We start from the raw sequence: 26,199 nt of genomic DNA on the forward strand, positions 1-26,199 counted from the left end.
CCAAGCTCCTTTGTTATTTAAGTTTTGTACAATCTAAGTGGACTCTGTCATCTGCTGAGCATCTATCAACTCCAAGCCTAAAGCATCAATGAGATTTTGTAAAAGAGGGTTCTTCTCAATCATCATTTGTAGAATCTGGTGTTTGGATGGAGAGAATAGATAGTAGTCAGAAATATCAAGTCCTTTGGATTGTTCTTCTTCAGTTGCTATCTGTTCAAGCATATCCGAGACTACAACTCTGCTGCAGATTCTTGTCAGAATTATCGATTTCTCTTTCCACAATTGCGTAGCTCCCAAATCAGGGATTAGAGTTACATCCCTACCTTTAAGACTGTGAACAAATTCTTCTTTGAAGCATCCATTAATGCCGCCAGTTGCCACCCAAACATAGTTCGGAATGAAGTGACTCATGACAATAGCCGTCTTTTCGCTTTCCACCAATATGACCGGTGCATCCGGATATCTTATCAATAGATGTTCGCCAAATAGACATTGCTTCAGATTGAAATCTTTAAGTTGTAGTTCACGATGCGCCCAGCTTACATAGCTGTGGGGTTCTTTAACCCTATGCCCTGTCTCAGAATTATAAAGTATAATCTTGCCAGAACGTACCTGCTCATTAGCATCAATTTGCCAAAAAACTGTTGCACCTCCCCATTTAGCCGATGTACCAACATGATATAAATGGAATACCCTTTGGGCTTCAGCTTCACCAAACACCCTACATAAGTATTTGTATAAGGGATTCTTCTCAAAATGAGCAAGACTCGCATTAAAATACTCTAAGGGAATAAAAGAGGGTGGCACAATAATTTCTTTTTCATGAGTACTTTTCACAGGCTGTACATAATCACTAGACCGTTCTTCCTTGATGTTTGCATTGGGATTATCACGAAAGAAATCACGTGGAGTGTAATGATAACCACAACTGATTTCATGGTCACATTTCCCAACCTCATTGGAAAAACTTACAACTCCCTCTTCATCAACATATTTCACAAAACATCGAGGTCTCTCACAACTAGGGCAAGCAATCTTGCTTCCCAAACTATACTTTTGCAAATGAAATCTATACTTGCTCATGGATAGATAAGTTTATTCGTTTGCACTATGCACTTTTGCACTATGCTTTGTCTGTAATTCCTCAACTTGGGTTGAAAGTGCAATAGTGCAAGATGCATTTGATGTTTGGTGTTGAATTTTTCGATATTCGCCATGCTTGGTTTTTTCCAGAATTGGCTGCTTTGTCTGACAGAGTTTCTTTAATGCATAGAATACGGTTCTTCTGGGTATTTCATATATTTTCGCAGCAGCGATAGCATCGCTTGCTGTGAATGTATTACCCAACTGAGATAACCAGTCTTCTTTTACATCACCGATAGTATTAGACAAAAGTATCTCTTGTATCCTATGGTAAGTATCTTCATAGTAATCAACCATACGAATAGCGGATTTCACAGAAGACAGGCTTACTGGCTGCATATCTTCTTCGCCTACAGCCCATTTCATTATCTGAAATATCAAGGATAAACGTCCTGCATGGCCATTAAGTTTCATACTGCGACTCTCCACATCTGCATCATCGTCGATGCTATTAACATTATCAATGATATTGTTATACCAATCATAAAAATACACCTCTGCCTCCTCTGTCATTTCCAAAACTTTTGGTTCTGCAACATTCCTTATTTCATTAATCGTGCAGGGAATTTCAAGTACTTTGTTGAGAATAGTCGCCCATTGCCCTGCTATATCAGGTTTTGGGATACTATTATCATTTCTTCTCCATCTTGAAATCTTCCTGTCTTTTGGAAAAATAAAGATAAACCTATCAAGGAATCCGTTAGCAATGAACTCTTTTCTGAACACCTCATGTAACATGTTGGTCTGTACCGTTCCTATTACATTAATACACGGCGTTTTAACACGAATATGACGTGATGAGGACTTGCGTAGAACTTTAATCGTACCACCACTATAAGCTGTTAGCAGAAGTTCAATAAGATTATTATTGCCATTGTATCTCTTTGCAAAATTGAATAGCCCAATAATCTCGTCGACAATTATAGCTATCCCTCGTGGATTGCGCCAATGAGCTTCTACCATTGCTTCTGGTGTGAAGTCTGATATAATATTGGTCAACCACTTGGGCGCTTTCAATTTATCATTTCCTCCGTTCGCCTGCTTGGCACGCTCATATTTCTCAAGTTCCTCACTATATTTCTCGTCAAGACGATCATCCAAATCGTTAATAGGTTTGTAGAGGAAGTTAAGAGGAGGAGTTTTGCCTAAACCTGGTCGCCCAATAAGCATCATATAAAGAGATGGACTGTCTTTCCACTCATTTCTGATATTGATTTGGTATGAATTGCCTATGGCAGCCGCCATCGCAGATATAATAATGGATGCCACATACTCAACATTGAAATTTTCATGTCGAGAAAGGTTCAGAATAATTTCCTGAATTTTATCAGGGAAAACATCCAACGGCAATCCTCCATCAAGATTATGCTCTACCTTTGCTCGGAGCATATTGGTTAAATGCAACTTATCGACCATAGCCACCTCCTCTCCGTTGGGGTAGTTCATCACTTGCCGCAAAGGCATCATAGTGAAAATTACGAAGGAATCGGTCTACATCTTCTTGAGTATACCAATATTTGTCTCCTTGACGTGAATATCCAAGGTAACCATTATCACGCAATTTCTTTAGGTATTTCTCCTTTATACCCAATTTTGCCATCAGTGCCTTATTATCATATAGATGATTTTGGGGCATTTGATGTTGAGCCAAAGCCTTTTCCTGCTCCTCTACAGTGTGGAGGATTTTCTCCAGCAATTCCCGTTCACATAGGGACTCTACATTCTTAATTTTAGCCATATACTTAAACAATTATGGCTTGACGGTCCTGATGCACACTCGGACTTTAAGCCGGGTTATTTCGCTATGGTACGATTGTGCACGTCGTCCATAGCTGCCACGAAAGTAGCGAACCTTTAGGACCTCGAATGTTATGGTAGATTAGTTAGTGTGTTATGAATAATGTTAGGGTAAGTTATGTTGAAGTTATGATTGAGACGCAACTATCTGATTATAAATAAAAAAGAGTAGCCGTTTAGCTACTCAAAAAATTTATCAATCTCTGTTGATTTTACTGGGACTGCTAGGTCTTTCCTATTTTGTCGGGATTGCCCTAGCCCCGAGATGTCAAACAAATTATTTAGCTCTGTGTCCGGGAAAAAAGTTTCTCCAAACTTCCAGGATCCTTTATCATCAAATTTTGAAGGTATTGGTTTGTCCCCACAATAAATACGCCCACACATATACGCCAAAAGAACTTTTGATTCGTTCCATTTATAGTGTGTGCCATCTTCTTTCATATAACCAGCTTCTATGGCCTTTGCAAAAACTTTACGAGCCAATTCTGTATCCAATGTTTCAGAAAGAATAATTTCAGCATCAACAGATACAACTTCTTCCACATTCATAATATTTTTCTCACGAAGAATTTCTGCACCAATAACTAATGCAGCTGCTGAAATCAGAAACATAATTGTGCCCCAAAACTCTGATGAGCCAGTTTCGTTATCGCTGACAGGATTTACAATTCCAAGTCCAACGAGTAATAATGTGCCTACGAATAATGTAATTGCACTTGACCATAGAATTACTCTTGCGTATTTTTTGAAGACGAAGGCAATTGCCAACAAGATAACACAAAGACCAATATTAAGAAATATAATCTGCAACATACTTCATTCAAATTATTTCTAGAGTTTTAAATTCATCTTTTAAACGTGCCACCTCAGTAGAAAGAGTTTCCGGAAGAAATCTTGCATAAACTTTCTCTGTAACATCGGTACTACCATGTCCTAAAAGGCGACTTACTACAGTCATTGACAAACCTTTGTTTAATGCAAACACTGCAAATGAGTGTCTAGCTACATGCATTGACAAATTAAACGGCAGCCCAATCTGTTCACCCACTACCACAAGTGACTGATTGATGCATTTCGTGGCATTATTACGAGCTTTATAAAGGGCTTCAGCATCATCTAGGTCTAATTCTTCTTTCACAAGATTGAATACATATTTGCAGCCTTCCCGTTTTTCTTGCCACTGTCTTAAGATAGATATAGCTTGCTCTGTAAGAGGAATCACATGGCGTTTGTTTGTCTTAATCATAATTTTTCTCAACTCTTTCTTCTCAAAGTTGATATGCCCCCATTGCAATGTCATTACATCCACAACACGAAGTCCGCAAGCATGGAAAGCAAAGAAGAAAATCTCCAGAAACTCTTTCCTGCGTGGTTCAGGGCAGGTTTTGTAGTATTCCAATAGAGCAAGTAATTGTTCTTTATTCAGACTCTTCCCATCAAATTCACTTTCCTCTTCCGACAAAGATACCTTAGTAATAATACGCATATCCTGTATTCGTGCATTGACAGAAGGTTCCAGCATACCCATCTCACATGCGTAAGCACATGCTTTTAATATTGGTGTTAAAGAGTGATTGATTGTTGCATCACTATTCTGCTTTATCTCTCTACGCCACAAAATATATGCATCCAATAATTCAGGAGTGATATCGCCGACATAGATAGAATCGGTACGATATGTACCCTGTTTCGTAGAACGAAGGAAGGTTTGGAATATATTCATTCCGCTTTTACCGTTTTCATATCGACTACGGCCAATCTTGTTTCTTGAGTATTCTGAATAAAGACGCTCCAATGTGAACTCAACAAAATCTTTTCCTTGGTCTGGGCGTGTCAATGGCTTATCTGCAAGGAATCCCGAAATAATGTCAGCAGTGATTTGATTGGGATGCTTTTCATTATACTCAGCAAGCATAGAGTCAATCCGCTCAACACGTGCCAATAACAGTTGATTGAGACGTTTGTACTCAGATCCATAACTGACACGAATTTCTCCACGACCTTGATTGCCGTTCTGATTCCAGTCGGTTTCCTTAACAAAGACATTTGTTGTCTTACGTATAATTTGTCTATTCCAAGTATATTCCAACTCAATAGGGTAGGCTTTATTTTTGTCAGACTCCTTCGGAGTACGGAGACGATATTTGCCCAACGGATATAATCTCTTCGGTCTTCCCATACGCTTCCTTTCGTTTTAATATTCCTGAGGATGCACAAAGGTAGTGTATTTTAGACAAACAAACCCTATTTTCAAGAAGGAAAATTGCATTTTAGACAAACAAACCGCACCATTCAAACCTATAAAACACCAGCGGGACAAACAAATTATTTTTGCTTATCCCGCTGATATTTAAGTGATTAACTTAGATTTTCCTTCTTAATACTCCTCTTCATTGAAGAAGAAATCTTCTTTACTGGGGTAATCCGGCCAAATATCTTCTATACTTTCATAGATTTCGCCTTCATCTTCCATTTCCTGAAGGTTTTCAATCACTTCAAGAGGAGCACCCGACCGCATGGCATAATCAATCAGTTCATCCTTAGTTGCCGGCCAAGGAGCATCTTCCAGTTTAGATGCTAATTCCAACGTCCAATACATAAGCTTTCGTATTTAAAATGTGAATATTAATACCTACTCTCTATTTTTCGGCAAAAGTATAATAAAAAATTTCACTTGCAACTATTATTCCAAAATATTTCGTCTTTTCCCTCATTAAAATTCATTTTACGAGACAAGACAAATAAATAATCAGACAGCCGGTTGACATAAGCCAGCAAATCAGCAGAGATTGTATAGCTTTCGGATAATGCAAGAATACGCCGCTCCGCCCTCCGGCAAACGGTACGGCAAACGTGGCAAAGTGCCGAGCCACGACTTCCTCCCGGAATGATGAAGGAATGTAAAGGCGGAAGAATTTCGTCGGCAGCATCAATTTCACGTTCAATAGCTTCTACATCGGCAGGGGTAATAATACTGACATCGTGCAGTTGGATCTTCTCCTGGTCAGTGGCCAGATGCGAACCAATGGCAAACAGTTTATCCTGCACCGACTGTACGAAATCCAAATCATGCTCGTCCATCAGGTAAGTTGCCAGTAATCCCAGATTCGAGTTCAGTTCATCGACCGTTCCATACGCTTCAAGGCGGATGTGGGTTTTCGGCACACGGGTTCCTCCTATCAGACCCGTTGTTCCTTTATCACCCGTTTTTGTATATACAAGACTCTTTTTCATAATGATAGTAAGTTTATTATTTCTGTAAAGGTTAACACACAAAAGGATTCAGAAGTTGACGATATAGTGCTGTTTTATCTTCGTACGGTCGAAAAAGACGATTCCAAGATCATATAAGTCGAATGTAACACCCGTCCGGTCATCCTGCTGTATCTTTTTCCAGAGTGCTTTCATCTTTTTCGTATAGCAGATACCGGCAATCACAAAAACTCCTTGTTCCGTTGTTCTCGACGCACAGATATCGAATACTTTCTCTACAAATTCCGGGTTACGGTAATGGTGCAAATAAAGAAAATCGACAGGTGTATCTTTCTCTAAAAAGAGTTCGGACAAATCAGAAGCACCCAGATAACCCGCCTTAGCATGTCCGGCCTGCAAATATAGAGACGATACCGACAACGTTCCGGCATCTACAATCGTAGCAGGTTGCATTCGGTTGACCAACCGGAACAATAACCGGTTCACCTTCTTTGATTCATGCTTCCACTTCCTGCCGGGATTTACCGACATTTTCTTTTGTTCAGTCTCCAGCAAACTGTAAGCATAGTAAGGGGTACGCTCATAAATGACGTTGGTTATCAAGTCGAAAGCAAATGGTGAATGAACCCCATATCCACAACGGTGACGAAAGCGGGCCAGCCAGATAAAAGGGCGTTTCAACAGTAGAAATCCGTTCATAATAAATTGAAATATATCGCGTTCAACGCACAAAGATATACTTTTTATCAAAACAGAACAATTTCAACCCAAACCTTCTGATAGATTCAACTCATATCCAAACTATCTATTCAGCACAGTTCTAAGAATATACTATATATCTTAGCACAATATCCTGATCTAAAAACCGATTAATATTTAATCAGCACATTTATTACAAGTTGACTTTTATTTAATATATTTGCATTACTAATGAAAAGATAAACATGGAAAACATATATTTTGCAAATCAGGGGCTATTAATCGGTGTCATAGACCACCCATTCCATTTAGATAGCGAAACTTTCTTTAGGAACTAACTTATTAAATATGAATTGAACATTAATTTATTATGATAGAAAGAGAGAATGACGTGATACTACAGTACATTAGAAGAAAGACCGCATTCCATTCGTGATGAGGGTGTGTCGAAACTCACCACAGAGGAGACAGAGTAACATAGAGTGATTTTTAAGTTATTAATTATCATCATTCTTATTCTGTGATAATCTGTGCAATCTGTGGTAAAAAAGAGTTTTGACACAGTCCCAAAAGCCTTTGTGTATCCATAGACAGCTTATAATAACCAAAACATAAAGACATGATCAACGTCATGCTATTTTTTCAATCCAATTGATAGGGTTACTCAACAAAGTAGCCCTATATTTTTTGCCTACCACTCTCCCTACCATTGATACTCTTCCTAAACTTTTTAGAACCAAATACTTCATAGTGTGTTATTCAAAGACTAAAAACCTAAACAGCATTAAGTATGAAGAAATTAATATTCCTGACCCTCTTGACGGCTGCAATATTCTACAGTTGTTCGGATGACAATTCGTGTGCGCCATGTAAGGAAGATAACGGAGGACTGGTCACCCCCGACCTGAGTGTCACCTTATCCGATACCCAAAGTCCGATGACCGGTGTATTAGAAGCCTATCCTTGCCAGGCTGGCAGTGCCATTTATTATGGAAATTACATAGAAGGCAAGCTGACCCCATTCCCGGGAATGTACTATCTTCAAGATGGGGCAATTTACGGAAATAAGAACAGGGAACTCTCACTTCCGGTAGGTACTTATAACATGATTTATTGGGGTACCCCGAAATATGAAGAGCCCATTTACAGCAATCCGGTTGTCATTGATCCCCAAATCACTATCGGAGGCGATCTTTCCCAGCAATACTTCGGGCTCCGGAGAATCTCGACGGATACCACCTATTATCCGGTATTCGATTTGGTATATACCGTAAAACCGGCACATATTGGTACGGAAGAGTTGAGCGCAGCCATGCAGCGTGTGGTTGCAGGTCTGAAAGTAATCGTAAAAAACAAGAACAATGGAATCCTCAGTTCCAGCATTGCCAGCATGGAAGTTCATATAGGAGGCATTGCCGAAAAACTGAATGTGTATACTGCCGCTCCGGTAAACCAAACCAAGACAGTGGCCTTCCCACTCGTACTGTCAGCTGACGGCACGCAGATGAGCAATGCTACGGTCATGCTTTTTCCTTCATCTGCGAAACCAATGTTCAAACTGATCATCAAACTGAAGAACGGAAATACCAAAACCTATCAGCAACCGCTGAACGCTCCGTTAAAAGCTAATAACAAGTTGACTCTCACACTGACTTTAGGTGACATCTTCTCGGAAGAAACTTCCGGAGGATTCACCATCGACAACTGGCAAGAAGAAAACGAAACGATAGACATACCGACACTGGAATAATAAATACGCCGGCTCACCCCACCATGAGTCGGCAAAACCCCAAAAGAATGCTTCATGTAACGTCTGTACTACGATTTGGTACGATTCATTATAGCCTCATCCGATATACTTTCTTAATATTGCGGCTACTTACCATCAATAAAATCGTATTATGGACACAAAATGGAAACAACTCTTATTATCTTCTCCGAAGCCTGAGTTTACAACAGGAATAATGAGATGGGGGATCACCTTACTTTTCTCCGCTCTGTGCACCTGTTCATTTGCACAGACAAAATATCAGATCACAGTAGAAACTCTCCTGAAAGAGATGACCTCACGGGATGAAATGAGCCGCTATCCGGCCCTGCCCTATCGCAGTATGCAGCAAAGCAGCTACGATCGCAGGTCCGTTTCTCCTGACCAGCCCAATTGGTTTGCCAATGATGACGGCGAAGGATTCATCCGTCTCGAAGAACGCAACGGACGGAAAGAAAAGGTTCTTTTTGAGGACAAAGGTCCCGGTGCCATTACCCGTATATGGCTCACAACCTTTGGCAGCATAAATACAATCTTACGTTTCTATTTTGACGGAAAAGACGAACCGGGCTGGGAGGTGCCCTCTTATGATCTCCAGAAGTTCGGTGTGCGAGGATTGAAGAAAGGGTTAATCGAACCGGACAACAAATGGAACAGAGGCAGCCTGATTTATCTACCTGTCCCCTATAACAACGGCTGCAAAGTGACCATGGAGGAACTTACCCCCGAACGGACTAACCGACACTTTTTGTTCAATTACCGCAAATACCCCACAGGTACTCCGGTAGAAACTTTCTCACAGGAAGTGGCAGACCGCATACCCGCTTTAGCAGAAAAAACATCCGACGCACTCTATAAAAATATGGATAAGGGATTTGATCCCCAGTCTGATTATGGCAAAGGTTCACTTAACCATCAACAGAGCTTTTCATTAAATAAAGGTGAAAAGCAAAAGCTGAACCTTCGCACAGGAAAAAGAGCGATCAGCCTTCTTCAGTTCAATGTGAAAACAGATAAAAACCTGAAACCCGGAACAGACGATTTTGCCCTATTGATGCGTAGCCTGATCGTAACCATAAGCTTTGACGGGAAACAAACCGTATGGGCTCCACTATCCGATTTTGCAGGCTCCGGCATGGGATCTTTTGCGTCCAGGAGTTTTTTCTTCTATTCCGACGGCAAAGGGATTGTCTGCAGCAAATGGTTGATGCCCTATAAGCAAGATTGTGAAATCACGATCTTGAACCTCTCTCCATACAAAGCCGATATACAAACAGATATTGTTTCACAGCCCTATGAGTGGGACAACCGGTCTCTCTATTTCCATACAGCCTGGAAGCAGGAACGTGGTCTGCCCGTCGTCACCTGGATGGAACACGAAAAATGTATGGATTGGAATTTCGCCACTATATCCGGCAGAGGAGTTTATCGGGGAGACCTGCTATCACTTTTCAACCATACGGCAGAGTGGTATGGAGAAGGAGATGAAAAAATAACCGTAGATCACGAACCATTTCCTTCCCATTTCGGAACAGGCACTGAAGACTACTACAGTTTCGATGGTTATTTTAAAAGTCAGACACCATTTGCCGGGCAACCCCGCCAGGATATGCGAAATTTTTATGGCTACAACAGCTTCTTCAGAGTCAGATGCTTAGATGCCATTCCCTTCAACCGGCAATTGAAGTTCGATTTCGAATTGTTAGGTTGGGAAAACGGGACGGTAGATTACTCTTCGACTGTATTCTGGTACGGAGACTTAGGTTCCGAAGCCACAGGCTCTTCCGGCTTAGAAGAAATAGAAGCAGGGTTATTGCCTACCCCTACTCAATCTCCTGTCTGCAACATACCAAATGCCATTGATTTTTGCCAAATCCAGCCAACTTCCAAATCAGAAAGGCTGCGTTATGACAGACAAAGACTCAGCGGGCATCCGGGCAAATGGAACTTAAAAGACCATCTGGTATGCCATGGCGGTAAGGAAGGCGATTACATCGAGTTCGAATTCTCCGGTTTTGAGGATCGTGAATACAGCTTGAATCTATTTTGTACCAAAGCAACCGACTACGGCAATATAAGGTTGTATGTAAATCACCCCAAAAACGGAAAGCAGTTGGACTGTTACAGCGAGAAAGTCGAGCCGACAGGTGCCATAAGCCTGGGAATGCACAAGCCCATAAACGGTAAATTTATCCTGCGGATAGAATTGATCGGACGGAATCCGCTATCGACAGGAACTTTGTTCGGACTGGATTGTATACAGATTGAATAAAATACATCTACAACTCCACCACACAATAGAAATTCCCGTTTTTCATTTTCCTGCAAGGCACTCCCAGTTTACGAAGTATTCTGCCAAAATGCACTATCTTCGTAGCCGACAGTTTAAAGCCGCTTTTCTTTTGTATGCGTCCTAAAATATCGACTGCGAGCAGGGTTTCACACTTTTCTCCCTCGCCGGCAGAGCGGAAATACTGTTGAAAGAGCTGTTCAACCGGAGTTTGCAGTTCAAATTCCTGATTGCTCTCCATCAAAATGGCCTCTTCCTCGGGAGAGAAATAAAAGCGCTCACCGTCACGGAGCTCCCGCACTGCCTGCGCATAGAGTTGCGGATAGTTGATGACAGCATCATTACGGATTCTGCCAGTGATATTGATACAGATAAAACGGCGGCTTCCCGAAGGATCGGAAAGCAAATCGCTATGATTGCTGGTCGCTATGAACGAAGCATAACGCTTCAACTCGCGGACAGCCGCCTCGTTGGGCTTACGCACATTAAGCACCGGTTTCTGGAGTATATGTTTCAAGAAGCCTTGATGATTGACACTTACCTGATCGAACTCGTCAATATTGATCAGCATGAAGCGGTTGAGATAAAGCTCGGCATCGCGTTTCCGGCTGAAGTCAATGCTGTCGGTATAATAGGCTCTCAAACCAGGCGGCAGGATATTGCGGCAATAAGTGGATTTGCCGCATCCCTGCGAACCGATCAACAGGCGTGAAACGGAGTTGGCATACTGCTTGTCATTTCCTTTCCAGTGGGCCACCATTGCGAGAAACCAGCGATGGAAGAAGTCGGGCCAATGCGAATTGTCGCAAGGCACGTAGCGGGCTAACGCCCGAATGCGGTCTTTTCCATCCCAACGGGGCAAGCCATACAAAAAGTCGGTAACAGGTGAATAGACCGGCACACGTTCGGAGTTAATCCAGCGTTTCACATCCCTGTCCCAAAGTTCAAGCCCTTCGCTGATAGCATTTACCGCAATTGTATTGAGCACCCGGTCCGTCACCGGACGAAAATCGAAACAAAACGTCTTTCGTTCACGATATTCCACCACTCCGGCCAGTATGTTATAGCGAAACTCATAACGTCTGCCCATAAACTCGTCGGTACGTATGGCCATGGTCTGCTTGAGAGAAATGCAAGGATTACTTCCGAATCGCTTCTCAACGGCATACACATTGTGAACCGTCTCACGTATCAGTATTTCGGACACTTTACCCCGGAAATGCATCAGCGTCCAACCCACTACCTCTTCTTCGGGGATTCCCGAACGAAAACAGTTCCGGGTCAGTTCCACGATCAAAGATTTAGAATCCTCCTCCCGGTCGCAGCCTACCGTATTAAGAGCTTCATACAGTGAAGTTTCAAACAATGTCGAGATAATTTCGCTCCGTTCGTAACCGGGCATCATACGCTGCAAAGGATCAGTTTCCGCCTCCACTGTTTCGCGGTAGGTAACTTCACCGGGCATCGACAAAGGTTGCTCCAGGCGAATGGGGTAGGCATCCGGATTGAAATAGAGCCCCGGATCGAATGAATACCGGCAACTCTGTTCCGGCACCGGATTCTCAAGCGTAACATCCCGGTGTTCCGCCAAAAGCTGCCCTCTGTAAAAGTTCACCGCCCACTGGTAGGCATGAGCATGAAAAAATCCGGCTTCCTCTACGGTTACGGGCAATGAACCGTCGGGACGTAGGAAAGGCACGAGTATCTTTACACTCCGCCCGCTTGAACCGACAAAAGCAATCATCGTCTGAGGCAGTCCGGACAGCTTGTCACGCAAGCGTGCAGCCTCTTCTACTCCGGTGAATCCCTTCACACTCAGAAGTACCAATCCATGATAAGCCTTCATCACCGATATTTCTTTACTCTTGCCCAGTTCCACCGAAAAAAGGATACGGGGCAGTTTGTCCACCGCCGTGACATGTCCACTTCCACCCGAAAACTTCAGTGTCCGACGTAAAGCACTCACGGGGCAGGTTTTGGTTTCGGTTTTCATATTCTCCAACACAGTTTCGAGTTTCACCGTACGTTGTGCTACGACAGTTTCTTCCTTTCGGATCAGGGTTATTTTCATGGTTTTTCCGGTTTTTTATAATGTGGTAAAGGTACTCTTTCTTACCGGATAAAGCAAGCGGATCATCACAAATAAATCAATTATATTTAATAACAAACAAGAGGAGTATTACTTGTTTTCACGATAAATATTATGTATCTTTATAGGAGCATTATCCAAGCCCGGACAGCGGGACTCATGGGCCCGCATACCCAGGCTGACCGGCCTGCATACCGAGGCTAATGAGCCCGGGGATGCGGGCTCAGGTAAAAAACAAAGGAAAAAGGCTAAAACAAAGAAAGAAAAACCAATAAACAAATAACTATCAACAATTAAAAACCAAACAAATTATGGCAGCACGTTATGATTTCAGAGAAGTTCCTTCTAAAAAAGAGAACGGAGAGGAACCCAAGCTTTATCCCCACATCATTTCGAGTGGAACCATCCGGACACGCACCATTCTTGAAGAAATTTCGGAAGCCTCCACCTTCACAGTAGGCGACCTGGAAGGAGTGCTCTGTGCCCTGACAGAGAAAATCTCCAAATATCTGGTGGACGGATACCATGTGGAGTTGGGCAAGATCGGCTATTTCTCGGCAAGCCTGAAGGCAACGCATCCGGTGAAAGATAAAAAAGAGATCCGCGCACAATCCATTTACTTCGACAACATTAATTTCAGGGCTTCGATGTGGTTTCGCAGACATACCAAGGGCTATGTGGAACGTGCCGGCAAATACGGTTCACGAAGCTCGTCACAGCTCAGCGAAGAAGAAAAGCTTTTTCGACTGGAAAGGTATCTAAATGAAAATGCTTTTATCACCCGTTCGGACTACACCCGACTGACCGGACGACTGAAAAATAAAGCGTTGGAAGATCTACACCGATTTGTAGATCAGGGCATTATCAAACCCAAAGGGCGAGGAAGCCTACTGGTATTTATCAAAAAATCGCCTTCCAAAGAGGAAATTTAGCGGGTGGAAGATGGAAGATGAGGGTGGAAGATAAACGGCTAAAAAACCGCATCTTCCACCCTATTAGTTTACTACGAATCAGACAGTTATCTTTTAAAAGGTGGAAGATGGAAGATCGAAATGCATTTTTTGTATGAGAGGAGGATTTTCTTCATGAAAGCGGCAAACTTCGATTCCTCGTTTATTGGGTCTGTATCCTGAATTTCAGTATCTTCCATGGAGACCAGCATTGCCGCAAGCCTCTCCTCTATCGATTCAAAGAGTTTTGACTGTTTGGAAACACATTCATTCAGCAGTTCGGTTTGCTTTTCCAGCAAACGGATCTTTTCTAATGCATTAGCATATAATTTCGCGATTATCTCGACATTTTCAAAGGTGATGGCACAACCGTAGTCTTTTCCTGCTTCAGCCGGAAGGCTATGCAATTTAATAAAATCACACACGCTGTCATCATTCAATAACAAAGTGTAGTTTACGTAAGTGAAAGTAATTTCAGGAAGTTCCGACCAAGAGAGAACATCTTTTACCGTAGTCTCGTATTTTTCGGCAGCTTGCCGTAGAGTAATCCAATTAGCCATACAGGGAAAAAGATTAAAGTTAAAATAATCTACCCTGCACGGTTTCTTGAATGTGATTATATGAAAAGGTACGGGGCATTACTCATCCAATGGATTAGGTATGTAGCGGCACCCCGACACATGGATAAGTAAGCCCGTACCAATACAGATACAGGCTGCACTCATCCGGTGTGTCTTATAAATCGCTACATTTTAATCCACCGAAGAGAACTGCGTATTTATGGGCATAAAAATGTTTATGCCAACCATAGTTCTACTGCAAAGATACGTTTTTTCTGAACAAAACAACAAACAATAATGAATGTTTTTCAGAAAAGCATTTATCTATCTGCAAGAAGATTATGCGGATGGCAGGATATGTTCAATCAAACGCAATCCAACTTTACCATTCATTCTATTCATTTACCACAAACTGTCTGATCCGGCAGGCCGTACCCTTACTTTGCGGATGATGATCTTTTGACATCCTGAGCATCAGACGATGTTTGCCTTTCGGCAACTCCGTATCGAACATATATACCCAAGGAATATACAGTCCGCCGCTCCAAGCCGTAAACGTATCCAACTTTTTAAACGTAGCACCGTCAATACTATATTCCAGAATCCCGGCAGCCGGACCACTTACACAGAAGATACCGACAGCCGTCCCTTCAAAGTCGAGTGTCAGTTTCGCTCCGGGACGATCGGTTTCAAGCATGGGCACATCGACAAAGCCCGGACGCGTTTCGGCAATAAGGCGCGGAGTCCACGAAGGGACTAACTGCCAGCCTTTATTTATATGAGCTTGCCGGATGTCGACCAACTTGCCATTTGTATAACTATATCCGTCTAGCGGCACGGCAGGAAGCACATGAGGCTTGACGGCAGTTCCGGCAGCAACACAAGAAGCATACATTTCATCGAGCACCTTATTTATCGTAGCCACATAATAAGCATGCCCCAAAGGTTTGGGATGCGTACCGCCAAACTGTTCCCAATTGAATTCACCTTCCCGCATACGGGCGGCGATTTCTGTAGCGAGGTTGACGGAAGGGACCAGATAATGGTTCGCCACCCGTTCGTGATTCAGAATCACATCGGGCATCTGACCTCCGTCCAGTTTCGGGATGAAAGGATCGTAGATAAAATGCAGCATCATGATATCCATAGACGGATTGGAAAGCAAAGCATGGCGTACGATACCTTCCATTCCTCTTACCTGCTCAATGGCATTAAAGCCGTTGGTATCATCGTTCACCGCCGCTTCCACAAAAAGCAGATCGACTTTGGCCTTGGACAACACATCGTCCGCCAAGCGGAATGCTCCGGGCGTACTGCCCGTAGAAGGAATCCCGGCATCGATAAAGGTAAACTTTGTATAAGGGAAACGCTGCTTCAAATCTTCACAAATCATATCCCTCCATCCCTTCATTTCTGTGATGGAACCTCCCAGAAAAGCAACCGTACCAACACGTTCTTTCTCAAACATCTGATACGAGTTACGATAGTCCCCTCTTAATGTATAGCATTGTTTGGCTTCATAACCCGGCTGATGGCGGATAATAAAGTCGACCACCGGAGCAGGATCTGACAAACTATGCGGATGATGATCCACTCCTGGTTTCAAGATAAGTTCGAATGGAGCCCCCATGGCTGTATATCGTTGGCGGACAATAGCCGAGTTCTCTGAAAACGGCACTACCTTGTCACTGTCTCCACATACACAGATCACCGGAATCCTCGCATCCGCCAAAGGTTTCAGCCGGTCAATCGGATTACCGGAAAATGAATTCATCTGATCATCCGTCAGCCCCCATTCCTCTAACAGACCTTTCCATAGTCCGGCATTCTCAGGCGAACGTCCCGGCCAACTGAATACGTTACAAACCGGAGCGTCCACATAGATACAGGCCACTTTATCCGGATGATCGGCCGCCCAATTATAAGCAAACAGACCTCCACGACTGAAACCCTCAAGCGTTACTTTGGGAGATAGTCCATACATACGTACCATATTCCAATAAAAATCAGTACCGGACTTCCGGGCACGGGGACTTCCATAAAGATGAGTCAGATCATAATATGCCACATGAAAACCACGCCTCAACAATTCTTCATCAACTGAAGCAAAAGCACCGAAAAAAGCAGGACGCCAGATCCAGGGATTGCCGGTTGCCGCATGTTTCGGGCAGACAACAATAGCCTCCCGATCCTGATAAGCAAAAGTATATTGATCGAACCCTTTCCATTTACCTTTAAGTCCCGGGAAGGGTTGAGAAACATGTGCCGGTGGTTCCTCGCCGGTCAGTTGCCGGTAAATGGCCTGTGCAATACGGACAGCAGCTTTTTCGTTGGGATGTACGTTGTCGGCAAAACACTCTTTCATCCCCGTTAACGGAGTATGCAGATCGATTACTTTCAATCCGTATTTGGCAGCCAACCGGTTGATAACCGGCATCACTCCATGAACAATGATACTATCATTGATGCCCCACTGGACAGCGTATGCGGGAATAGGATAACATAAATAAATTTCCGGCTTCGACGGTAATGCCCGAAGCGTTCGGATCATCGTCTCCATATCTTTCTTAAAATCGGATTTATATCGCCAGTTCTGAGGTTTCGTATCATTGGTCCCCAATTTAATAGTCACAATATCGGGATTATAGTCCAATGCTTGCCGATAGCGCTCTTCCTTCATATAGGGATTGTCCCCTTTCATCAGCATGGTGCGGGCACTGACTCCAAAGTTCCGGACCTCATAACCGTCGCCCAACATCTGCCCCAGCACAGCGGGATAGCTGTCTTTAGCAGGATTACGTGTACCTACACCATATGTGATACTATTACCGATACAGGCTATTTTGATAACCTTTTTTTGTGCTGCTACATATTGTACGGTAATAAAAAGCAGGAATAAAGAGATAATTGCGTTTTTCATTATTCTGTTAGTTTATCCGCCCCAAAGATACACAACGGTTTTTAAACCCAAAAAGATACGTATGAAAACAATTGTTCCTGACAATTATTCTAATTACCTTTGCCAGCAACCGCTATCAATAAAACAATGGAAACAAAAGACGAAGCCTGGCAAGTAGTCAGCAGCAAATATCTATTTCGCCGCCCGTGGTTGACCGTACGGTGCGACGACATGCTTTTGCCTAACGGCAATCATATCCCGGAGTACTACATCCTTGAGTATCCCGACTGGGTGAACACCATCGCCATCACCAGAGAAGGAAAGTTTGTATTTGTCCGCCAGTTCCGACCGGGAATCGGCAAACAGCTATATGAACTTTGTGCGGGTGTATGCGAGAAAGAGGATGCATCACCGCTTGTTTCGGCACAACGTGAACTGCTGGAAGAAACCGGATACGGCAATGGTAACTGGCAGGAATATATGGTGATTTCGGCCAATCCAAGCACACATACCAATCTGACTCACTGCTTTCTGGCAACGGATGTAGAACGAGTAGACATACAACATCTGGAAGATACGGAGTCACTTACAGTGCATCTGCTCACCTTTGAAGAGGTACAAGAACTCCTGAAAAGCAACCAAATCATACAGGCATTACATGCGGCACCGCTCTGGAAATACGTAGCAGAACAAAAACAAATGAAATAAAACAGTTATCCGGGTAGGGAATTTTTCATTGGGTGTTGTCTTTATAGGAAAGAACCTATAAAACCAACAAACATTATGAAAGAATTTATGCTGATCGCTTCTCTGGTTTTGTCATTCTGCATTCTTATTTTGTGTAGAGACTATATCGTATTTATGCTGAAAAAATGAAAAAGTTTCGCTTTTATGCCTCTTTTTTCGTTTTGACATGACATAACAAATAAGGAATCATTATTTTGCTTTTCTTTGCAGTGAGAAAGAAGAGCATCATGGATTCCTTTGATAAATATATATCCCGAAACCTTCCGCTGGTCAGCCTGATCAGTGCGGTTTTTATCATATACCCCAATATAGCCTGCACTCCGTGGGAGCTAAACTCTTTGAAGCCATCGGACTACCTTGGTTTCTTTTCTTATTTTATATATCGCTTCCTTTTCTTTTGGGGGATGATCGGTTTCCTGATAAACTACAATCTGCGGCAGATCCCGACAGCGCTATTCCGGAAACGCCTGACTCACAACTTCCTGTTTGCACTGACCGGTTATCTGTTCTTCGCATCCGTTTCGTACACCATCTCTTCGCATGGTTTCCATACGGATTTTCTGGGAAGCACTTTAATCTCCCAGTTCTTCACGCTCTGCTTTTTATGCACATTGGTAGGATACATCTCCATGCTTTATACCCGGCAGAGAGAAAAAGAGCAGGAAATAGAACGTCTTCGTTTTGAGAACTTACAAAGTCGTTGTGACGCACTGGCCAATCAGGTAAACCCGCATTTCTTCTTTAACTCACTGAACGGAATATCTTCATTAATACGAAAAAAGAATGATGAAAACACGCTGATGTACGTCAATCAGCTATCTGATATCTTCCGGTACATCTTGCAAAGCGACCGGAAAGGGCTCGTCACGCTGAGAGAAGAACTGGAGTTCATCCAATCTTTCCAATACGTAATGGAGGTACGTTTTGCCAATAAACTGGTTTTTGCCATCGACGTAGCCGAAAGGCAAAAAGATTTGCTGACACTGCCTGTACTCTCACTACTTCCGTTAGTCGATAACGTCACCGTACACAACCGGATAGACAGCGAACACAAGATGGAGATCTCCATCCGGCTGAACGAACAATCTGAACTGGTGGTGTCCAATCCCATTTACCCTAAGCTATCCCCGCCCGACACAAACGGAACCGGACTAAGTAACTTGGAAAATCGATTCAATCTGTTAATGAATAAGCAAATCCGGGTGGAATCTGACGAAGAGACATTCCGGGTATATCTACCTCTAATATAGTAGTTGTTATGAAAGTACTGATTGTAGAAGACGAAACCGCTGCCTATGAAAACCTGACGGATATCCTCGCGGAGGTAGCCCCCGATATCCGGGTCATGGCCAATACAGAAAGTGTCACGCAGACTGTCGGATGGTTGCAGTCAAATCCGGCTCCGGATCTGATATTCATGGATATTCATTTATCAGACGGATCGGCCTTTGCCATTTTCGACAGAATAAAGCTGGAGACTCCTATTATATTTACAACGGCTTATGACCGATATGCCATCGAAGCTTTTAAAGTGAACAGCATAGACTATTTACTGAAACCTGTCAAGGTGGAGGATGTAGAACACGCACTGGAAAAATACAGCAAACTGACCCGACAGGACCTTTTGCAATATTTGGCACAACTGACGCAGCTGAAACCCGCACCCAAGTACAAAGACAAACTATTGATTGCACATAAAGACAAACTGCTCCCGGTGAGCATAAAAGAGATTTCTTATTTCTACGCAACCGGTAAAAACACATATGTACGCCTGAAGGACGGCAACTGTTATCCTTATTCCAAGACCTTGGAACAGATCGTCTCCTCACTCAATCCGACAGACTTTATCCGGGCTAACAAACAGTTTGTCATAGCCAGAGACAGCGTAACGGATATAACTATCTGGTTTGACAGCCGACTGCTTATCACACTCGATACCGAAGTGCCGGAACGTGTTTATGTCAGCAAAAACAAAGCATCGGAATTTAAGACGTGGCTTGTAAACGATAAATAACAAACTCAATAAAAACAAACGCAATGATACGAAAAATCAGACTAACATGTGGCATCATCTGCCTGACACTGATCACCCTGCTGTTCCTTGATTTCACCGGAACACTGCACGGTTGGTTCGGCTGGCTGGCAAAAATCCAGTTCCTTCCTGCGATACTGGCATTGAACATAGGGGTAGTAGCCTTTTTAATAATTCTGACAGCCGTATTCGGACGAATCTACTGTTCGGTGATTTGTCCGCTCGGAGTATTCCAGGATGTGGCAGCCTGGGTTGGGAAAAGACGGAAAAAGTTGCCTTACTCCTATTCTCCGGCACTCTCTTCACTACGCTACGGGGCATTGGCTATATTCATCATTACTCTGATAGCAGGAGTTAGTTTCATCGCAACTTTGTTTGCTCCGTATAGTGCTTACGGACGTATTGCAAACAACCTGTTCCAACCCATCTGGTTATGGGGAAACAACCTGTTTGCTCATCTGGCGGAACGAATCGACAGTTATGCATTTTATGACGTCGAAGTCTGGATGAAAAGTCTGCCGACATTTATCATCGCTGCAGCGACTTTCGTTATCCTGATTCTGCTGGCATGGCGAAACGGGCGTACCTACTGTAATACCATCTGCCCTGTGGGGACAGTACTGGGATTTCTTTCACGCTATTCTTTATTCCGCGTCACGATTGATACGGATAAATGTAACGGGTGCGGACTGTGTGCACGCCATTGCAAAGCGGCATGCATCAACTCCAAAGAACATACGATAGACTACAGCCGTTGTGTGGCTTGCATGGACTGCCTTGGCAAATGCAAGCAGAAAGCGCTCAGTTACCAATTACGAACAAGCAAAACAGGATCAACACAAGTGAAGCAGAATGCTCCTCTGGCCTCATCCGGCCAAGTAAATGAAGCACGCCGCAACTTCCTGACCGTAACGACAATGGTAGCCGCAACATCGGCACTCAAAGCACAGGAGAAAAAAGTAGATGGCGGACTCGCCACCATAGAAGATAAGAAAATACCCAATCGGCAGACACCCATCACACCTCCCGGTTCGTTGAGTGCGCGTAATATGTCTGCACATTGCACGGCCTGCCAACTGTGTGTATCAGCCTGCCCCAATCAGGTATTGCGTCCTTCCACGAAACTGATGAACCTGATGCAGCCCGAAATGTCGTACGAACGCGGCTATTGTCGTCCGGAGTGTAACGATTGTTCCCAGGTATGTCCGGCAGGAGCAATCCGCCCTATCACGGTGGCCGACAAGTCTTCGACTCAAATCGGGCATGCGGTCTGGGTAAAAGCGAACTGCGTACCACTGACTGACGGGGTGGAATGTGGCAATTGTGCCCGTCATTGTCCGACAGGAGCCATTCAGATGATTCTATCCATACCGGACCAAACAGACTCCCCCAAAATACCGGCAATCAATACCGAACGTTGCATCGGTTGCGGAGCATGTGAAAATCTTTGCCCGGCACGCCCGTTCAGTGCCATCTATGTAGAAGGTCACGAAAGACACCGTATCATATAACACATCCCAAAAGTAGAAACATATGGAAAAACAGAATAAGCATATAGACCGAAGAGGATTCCTCAAAATTGTGGGTATCAGCGCCGCTACAACAACTGCCGCTCTTTATGGTTGCGGCTCCGGAGATAAAGCCGGTCAGGGACGGAGTGCCTCTTCTCCTGTCCCCACAGATAAAATGACCTATCGCTCAGTAGGCGGAATCAAAGATAAAGTTTCTCTCCTGGGGTATGGCTGCATGCGCTGGCCTACAATCCCTTCACCGGAAGGGAAAGGAGACCTTATCAACCAGGAAGCCGTCAATGAACTGGTAGATTATGCTATCGCCCACGGAGTAAACTATTTCGATACATCGCCCGTATATGTACAGGGCTGGTCGGAAAAAGCAACAGGAATTGCCCTCAAAAGGCATCCGCGTGAAAAACTGTACATAGCAACCAAACTATCGAATTTTTCAAACTTCTCACGTGAAAACTCACTGGCTATGTATCACCAGTCGTTTGAGGATATGCAGGTAGAGTACTTTGATTATTATCTGCTGCACGCCATCGGTGGCGGCGGAATGAAAGTGTTCAACGAACGATATATCGATAACGGCATGCTTGACTTCCTTCTCAAAGAACGTGAAGCCGGGCGTATCCGGCACCTCGGCTGGTCATTTCATGGTGATGTCGAGGTTTTCGACCAGGTACTCGCCATGCATGATACGGTGAAATGGGATTTTGTACAAATTCAACTCAACTATATGGACTGGCGCCACGCTACAGGAAACAATGTCAATGCGGAATATCTTTACGGAGAACTGGCCAAACGAAACATTGCCGCTGTCATCATGGAACCACTGTTGGGCGGGCGCCTGTCAAATGTCCCTGAACACATCGTGGGACGACTGAAACAGCGACGTCCTGAAGACAGCATAGCATCGTGGGCTTTCCGCTTTGCCGGTTCACCGGAACTGGTACTGACTGTATTGAGCGGTATGACCTACATGGAGCACTTGCAAGATAACATCCGTACTTATTCACCACTGGTTCCTCTGACCGATGACGACAAGGAATATCTGGAAGAGACTGCACAACTTATGATGCAATATCCTACCATCCCATGCAATGACTGCAAATATTGCATGCCCTGCCCATACGGCATCGATATTCCTGCCATCCTCGTTCATTACAACAAGTGCGTAAACGAAGGGAATATTCCGCAAAGCCGGACAAGCGAAAACTATAAAGAAGCACGGCGCGCTTTCCTGATAGGCTATGACCGCAGTGTACCCAAACTACGGCAAGCCAGCCATTGTATTGGCTGCAACCAATGCACCTCACATTGTCCGCAGTCTATCCGGATTCCGGACGAACTGCACCGTATCGATCATTTTGTAGAACAACTCAAACAGGAAACGCTATAATGGAAAAGATAATCGATCTACTCCACTCCGGAGGCTATTCCTGTGTGATCGGGAACGGAGCGGAAATACGCACCTTCACTCAACGGGGCGTAGCCGATTTATACGATCTGTTCCGGCAAGAACCCTCTTTCATGAAAGGAGCCTGCATTGCCGACAAGGTGATTGGGAAAGCTGCCGCAGGACTAATGGTTCTGGGAGGAATCCGCCGGGTATATGCAGATGTCATCAGCCAACCCGCACTTACACTCCTGCATGATGCCAATGTTGAGGTTACTTATATCCGATTGGTGCCTTTCATTGAGAATCGGGACAAAAGCGGATGGTGTCCGCTGGAAACAGCTTGCCATGAAATCAGTTCTTTAGAAGAAATATTCCGGATCATTGAGAATTTCCTCTCCAAAATGAGGATGAAGAAAAATCTGCTTGGCATCCTGTTTGCCTGTACTTTTCTAAGTACCTCTTTAGAGGCACAAGTCCGGAGAGACACGACCCACACGACACAGAATTACGAGATAGACGGGGTAGTAGTCACCGGCACACGAAATGAAACTGACATCCGCCATCTGCCTATGACTGTTTCAGTCCTGAACCGCGAAACCATAGAGAAACGTTTAGAGCCTTCTTTACTCCCCATGTTGACAGAACAGATCCCGGGGTTATTCACAACCAGCCGTGGCATCATGGGGTATGGCGTGTCGAACGGTGCGGCAGGTGGTATCAGCCTGCGTGGCATCGGAGGCAGCCCCACTACAGGATTATTAGTATTGATTGACGGACATCCACAGTACATGGGGCTAATGGGGCATCCTATTGCCGACGCTTATCAATCGATGCTGGCTGAAAAAGTGGAAGTAGTACGTGGCCCTGCATCCGTACTTTATGGTTCGAATGCAATGGGCGGAGTAATCAACATCGTGACCCGTCAGCAGCGGGAAAACGGAGTGAAAACGGGAGCCCGGCTGGGATATGGCTCATATAATACATGGACGACCGAAGTTACCAACCAAGTAAAAAAAGGACGTTTCAGCAGTGTTATCACCGGTTCTTACAACCGGACAGACGGACATCGCCCCGATATGGAGTTTGAGCAATACGGCGGATATACAAGGCTGGGCTATGAATTGAACCGCACATGGAACATATCCGCAGATCTGAACCTGACGCATTTCAATGCCTCTAATCCGGGAACAGTCAGCACTCCGGTTTTCGATAACGATTCACGCATTACACGTGGCATGACTTCATTTGCTTTGGAGAATAAGTATGAACATACATCGGGGGCACTCAAGTTTTTTTATAATTGGGGTAAACATCACATTAATGACGGATACGGTACAGGCGAAGAACCACTGGACTACCGTTTCAACTCTAAAGACCGGATGACGGGAATTTCCTGGTACCAGAGTACTTCTTTATTTACGGGTAACCGGCTGACTGTAGGATTAGACTATATGCGGTTTGGCGGTGAAGCATGGAATCGCTTCATTACAGACCGCCATAAAGAAAATATCTCGGATAAATCGGAAAATGAAATTGCGGGATACGTTGATTTCCGTCAGGCAATCGGTAGTCATCTGACAATAGACGCAGGGATCCGTGCAGATCATCACACTGTCTCCGGAACAGAATGGATACCACAAGTCGGCTTGTCGGTACAGTTGCCACACAACGCAAGCTTGAAAGCTATGGCCAGTAAAGGATTCCGCAACCCTACAATCCGCGAACTATATATGTTCCGCCCTGCCAATCCCGATTTATTGCCGGAACGGTTATGGAATTACGAATTGTCTTATTCTCAACGACTGTTCGATCAAACGTTTTATTATGGGGTTAACCTCTTTTATATCAATGGTGACAATATGATCCAGACTATCCGCACAGACGGACGTCCGCTGAACGTAAGCACCGGTAAAATAGAGAACTGGGGAGCAGAAGCCAGTATAGCGTACCACATCCATCCTACATGGAACCTGACTGCTAACTACAGCTGGCTTCATATGGAACACCCTCTGGTTGCCGCACCGGAACATAAATTATATGCAGGAATTGATTACACAAAAGGCAAATGGAATTTCTCCACCGGAATACAATATGTGGCAGGACTTTATACTGTAGTGAGCCCTGAAGAAAAGAAAGAAAACTTTCTTCTATGGAATCTTCGAGGTAATTATCGTATCTGCTCCATCGCCGGCCTGTTTGTAAAAGGAGAGAATCTGCTGGCGCAACGTTATGAAATAAATGCCGGTTACCCTATGCCGAAAGCTACATTTATGGGAGGAATCAACATTAACTTTTAATTATCATATCATAATATGGAAACAACATCTATCAAGCTTTATTCATTAAATTACAACGATGCCAAAACATATCTGGCAGCGATGCTGTTTGTCGTGGGAAATATGGCATTGCCCCAACTTTTTCATCTCATCCCCCAAGGGGGTATCACCTGGTTACCGATCTATTTCTTTACTCTGATCGGAGCCTATAAATATGGGTGGAAAGTCGGATTGTTGGCAGCACTCTTTTCACCTGTCCTGAATTCATTGTTATTCGGTATGCCCCATCCGGCAGTTTTACCTGCTATCCTTTTAAAATCAGTGCTTCTGGCTGTAGCGGCCGGTTATGCCGCCCATCATTATAAGCGTATCTCCATTCCCATTCTGCTGGTTGTCGTGTTGGCCTACCAGGTGGCCGGTACTCTGGGTGAGTGGATCATGGTCAAAGATTTCCTCAGTGCCGCACAGGATTTCCGTATCGGCCTGCCGGGAATGGCTCTGCAAATATTCGGAGGATACCTGTTTATAAGCCGTTTGATTTATAAATAAAAGGAAAGGCTTTCGCAACGTTAGCATTATCCGACTCAGGATATCCGGTAAATATCTTCCGATCACAATTAGATAAAGAGTAAAGCATCTGTTCAAATGGGCTTTACTCTTTATTTCTTCTACCGTACAGACAACAGTATATAATACAGCACCTCTACCATATTCCTAATTATACACTTCTTTGATGTATATAGTCCGTTTTGTATATATTTCCCCAATAGAGTCATTACCGTAAACAGTAACAGACAGATTAACTTTGCAACAATTATTG

At 43.9% G+C, this 26,199-nt stretch carries 21 protein-coding genes; 10 read left to right on the forward strand and 11 right to left on the reverse strand.

Translation table 11 applies throughout. From position 1 onward, the window contains the following. Window positions 1-33: 33 nt before the first annotated feature. The 8 genes from ISX59_RS16960 to ISX59_RS16995 all read right to left on the reverse strand — a co-directional run bounded on the left by ISX59_RS16960 (window position 34) and on the right by ISX59_RS16995 (window position 6,852). Window positions 34-1,083, reverse strand: coding sequence for a DUF6371 domain-containing protein (locus ISX59_RS16960; RefSeq protein ID WP_118058510.1), 1,050 nt, complete (start codon window positions 1,081-1,083; stop codon window positions 34-36). 12 nt (window positions 1,084-1,095) lie between these two features. Continuing rightward, complete coding sequence (locus ISX59_RS16965; protein WP_032840825.1) at window positions 1,096-2,559, reverse strand: DUF3987 domain-containing protein; 1,464 nt, start codon at window positions 2,557-2,559, stop codon at window positions 1,096-1,098. Then, window positions 2,549-2,881, reverse strand: a complete 333-nt coding sequence (locus tag ISX59_RS16970; RefSeq protein ID WP_008765398.1) for a helix-turn-helix domain-containing protein — start codon at window positions 2,879-2,881, stop codon at window positions 2,549-2,551. Before ISX59_RS16970 ends, ISX59_RS16965 begins: the two co-directional genes overlap by 11 nt. Window positions 2,882-3,120: 239 nt before the next feature. Then, window positions 3,121-3,753 carry a hypothetical protein gene (locus ISX59_RS16975; protein ID WP_008765397.1) on the reverse strand — a complete coding sequence of 211 codons (633 nt, stop codon included), beginning with the start codon at window positions 3,751-3,753 and terminating at the stop codon, window positions 3,121-3,123. A 7-nt stretch (window positions 3,754-3,760) separates the two neighbouring features. Further along, window positions 3,761-5,119: a tyrosine-type recombinase/integrase gene (locus ISX59_RS16980; RefSeq protein WP_008765396.1), complete on the reverse strand. Its 1,359-nt coding sequence runs from the start codon at window positions 5,117-5,119 to the stop codon at window positions 3,761-3,763. Between the two features lie 198 nt (window positions 5,120-5,317). After that, window positions 5,318-5,539, reverse strand: coding sequence for a DUF2795 domain-containing protein (locus tag ISX59_RS16985; RefSeq protein ID WP_002558131.1), 222 nt, complete (start codon window positions 5,537-5,539; stop codon window positions 5,318-5,320). Between the two features lie 71 nt (window positions 5,540-5,610). After that, window positions 5,611-6,174 (reverse strand): cob(I)yrinic acid a,c-diamide adenosyltransferase, encoded by a 564-nt coding sequence (locus tag ISX59_RS16990; RefSeq protein WP_005782133.1) that lies wholly within the window; start codon window positions 6,172-6,174, stop codon window positions 5,611-5,613. 48 nt (window positions 6,175-6,222) lie between these two features. After that, window positions 6,223-6,852, reverse strand: coding sequence for a hypothetical protein (locus tag ISX59_RS16995; RefSeq protein ID WP_032538263.1), 630 nt, complete (start codon window positions 6,850-6,852; stop codon window positions 6,223-6,225). A 790-nt stretch (window positions 6,853-7,642) separates the two neighbouring features. On the opposite strand from ISX59_RS16995, the gene ISX59_RS17000 reads away from it, so the two are divergent. Together ISX59_RS17000 and ISX59_RS17005 are read left to right on the forward strand one after the other, a co-directional pair. Then, a complete protein-coding gene (locus tag ISX59_RS17000; protein WP_005811517.1) occupies window positions 7,643-8,602 on the forward strand; it encodes a FimB/Mfa2 family fimbrial subunit in 960 nt (319 codons plus the stop codon). 151 nt (window positions 8,603-8,753) lie between these two features. Beyond that, window positions 8,754-10,892 carry a glycoside hydrolase family 172 protein gene (locus ISX59_RS17005; RefSeq protein ID WP_050550157.1) on the forward strand — a complete coding sequence of 713 codons (2,139 nt, stop codon included), beginning with the start codon at window positions 8,754-8,756 and terminating at the stop codon, window positions 10,890-10,892. Between the two features lie 7 nt (window positions 10,893-10,899). On the opposite strand, the gene ISX59_RS17010 is transcribed toward ISX59_RS17005, so the two are convergent. Further along, window positions 10,900-12,981: a VapE domain-containing protein gene (locus tag ISX59_RS17010; RefSeq protein WP_220576085.1), complete on the reverse strand. Its 2,082-nt coding sequence runs from the start codon at window positions 12,979-12,981 to the stop codon at window positions 10,900-10,902. Between the two features lie 329 nt (window positions 12,982-13,310). On the opposite strand from ISX59_RS17010, the gene ISX59_RS17015 reads away from it, so the two are divergent. Then, window positions 13,311-13,931: an HU family DNA-binding protein gene (locus ISX59_RS17015; protein WP_032539192.1), complete on the forward strand. Its 621-nt coding sequence runs from the start codon at window positions 13,311-13,313 to the stop codon at window positions 13,929-13,931. 86 nt (window positions 13,932-14,017) lie between these two features. Here ISX59_RS17015 and ISX59_RS17020 read toward each other — a convergent pair whose 3' ends face one another. Further along, on the reverse strand, window positions 14,018-14,509 hold the full coding sequence (locus ISX59_RS17020) for a hypothetical protein (RefSeq protein ID WP_005782123.1): 492 nt from the start codon (window positions 14,507-14,509) through the stop codon (window positions 14,018-14,020). A 394-nt stretch (window positions 14,510-14,903) separates the two neighbouring features. Continuing rightward, window positions 14,904-17,429, reverse strand: coding sequence for an alpha/beta fold hydrolase (locus tag ISX59_RS17025; RefSeq protein ID WP_220576086.1), 2,526 nt, complete (start codon window positions 17,427-17,429; stop codon window positions 14,904-14,906). Window positions 17,430-17,555: 126 nt separating this feature from the next. Between ISX59_RS17025 and ISX59_RS17030 the strand changes: the two genes are divergently transcribed. The 7 genes from ISX59_RS17030 (at window position 17,556) to ISX59_RS17060 (ending at window position 25,928) form a co-directional block, all read left to right on the forward strand. Next, complete coding sequence (locus ISX59_RS17030) at window positions 17,556-18,116, forward strand: NUDIX hydrolase (RefSeq protein WP_005811532.1); 561 nt, start codon at window positions 17,556-17,558, stop codon at window positions 18,114-18,116. 266 nt (window positions 18,117-18,382) lie between these two features. Then, a complete protein-coding gene (locus ISX59_RS17035) occupies window positions 18,383-19,405 on the forward strand; it encodes a sensor histidine kinase (RefSeq protein WP_032531583.1) in 1,023 nt (340 codons plus the stop codon). An 8-nt stretch (window positions 19,406-19,413) separates the two neighbouring features. Beyond that, window positions 19,414-20,169: a LytTR family DNA-binding domain-containing protein gene (locus tag ISX59_RS17040; RefSeq protein WP_032531584.1), complete on the forward strand. Its 756-nt coding sequence runs from the start codon at window positions 19,414-19,416 to the stop codon at window positions 20,167-20,169. A 23-nt stretch (window positions 20,170-20,192) separates the two neighbouring features. Continuing rightward, window positions 20,193-21,698 carry a 4Fe-4S binding protein gene (locus ISX59_RS17045; RefSeq protein ID WP_032531585.1) on the forward strand — a complete coding sequence of 502 codons (1,506 nt, stop codon included), beginning with the start codon at window positions 20,193-20,195 and terminating at the stop codon, window positions 21,696-21,698. Between the two features lie 22 nt (window positions 21,699-21,720). Then, complete coding sequence (locus ISX59_RS17050; protein ID WP_005811550.1) at window positions 21,721-23,103, forward strand: aldo/keto reductase; 1,383 nt, start codon at window positions 21,721-21,723, stop codon at window positions 23,101-23,103. Beyond that, on the forward strand, window positions 23,103-25,400 hold the full coding sequence (locus ISX59_RS17055; RefSeq protein ID WP_080715493.1) for a TonB-dependent receptor domain-containing protein: 2,298 nt from the start codon (window positions 23,103-23,105) through the stop codon (window positions 25,398-25,400). The genes ISX59_RS17050 and ISX59_RS17055 overlap by 1 nt, the downstream gene beginning before the upstream one ends. A 15-nt stretch (window positions 25,401-25,415) precedes the next feature. Continuing rightward, entirely contained in the window at window positions 25,416-25,928 is a 513-nt protein-coding gene (locus tag ISX59_RS17060; RefSeq protein ID WP_005811556.1) for an ECF transporter S component, read from the forward strand. The last annotated feature ends 271 nt before the right edge of the window (window positions 25,929-26,199 follow it).

Origin of the sequence: Bacteroides sp. FSHCM14E1 (assembly GCF_019633785.1) — a bacterium.
GTDB lineage: Bacteria > Bacteroidota > Bacteroidia > Bacteroidales > Bacteroidaceae > Bacteroides > Bacteroides hominis.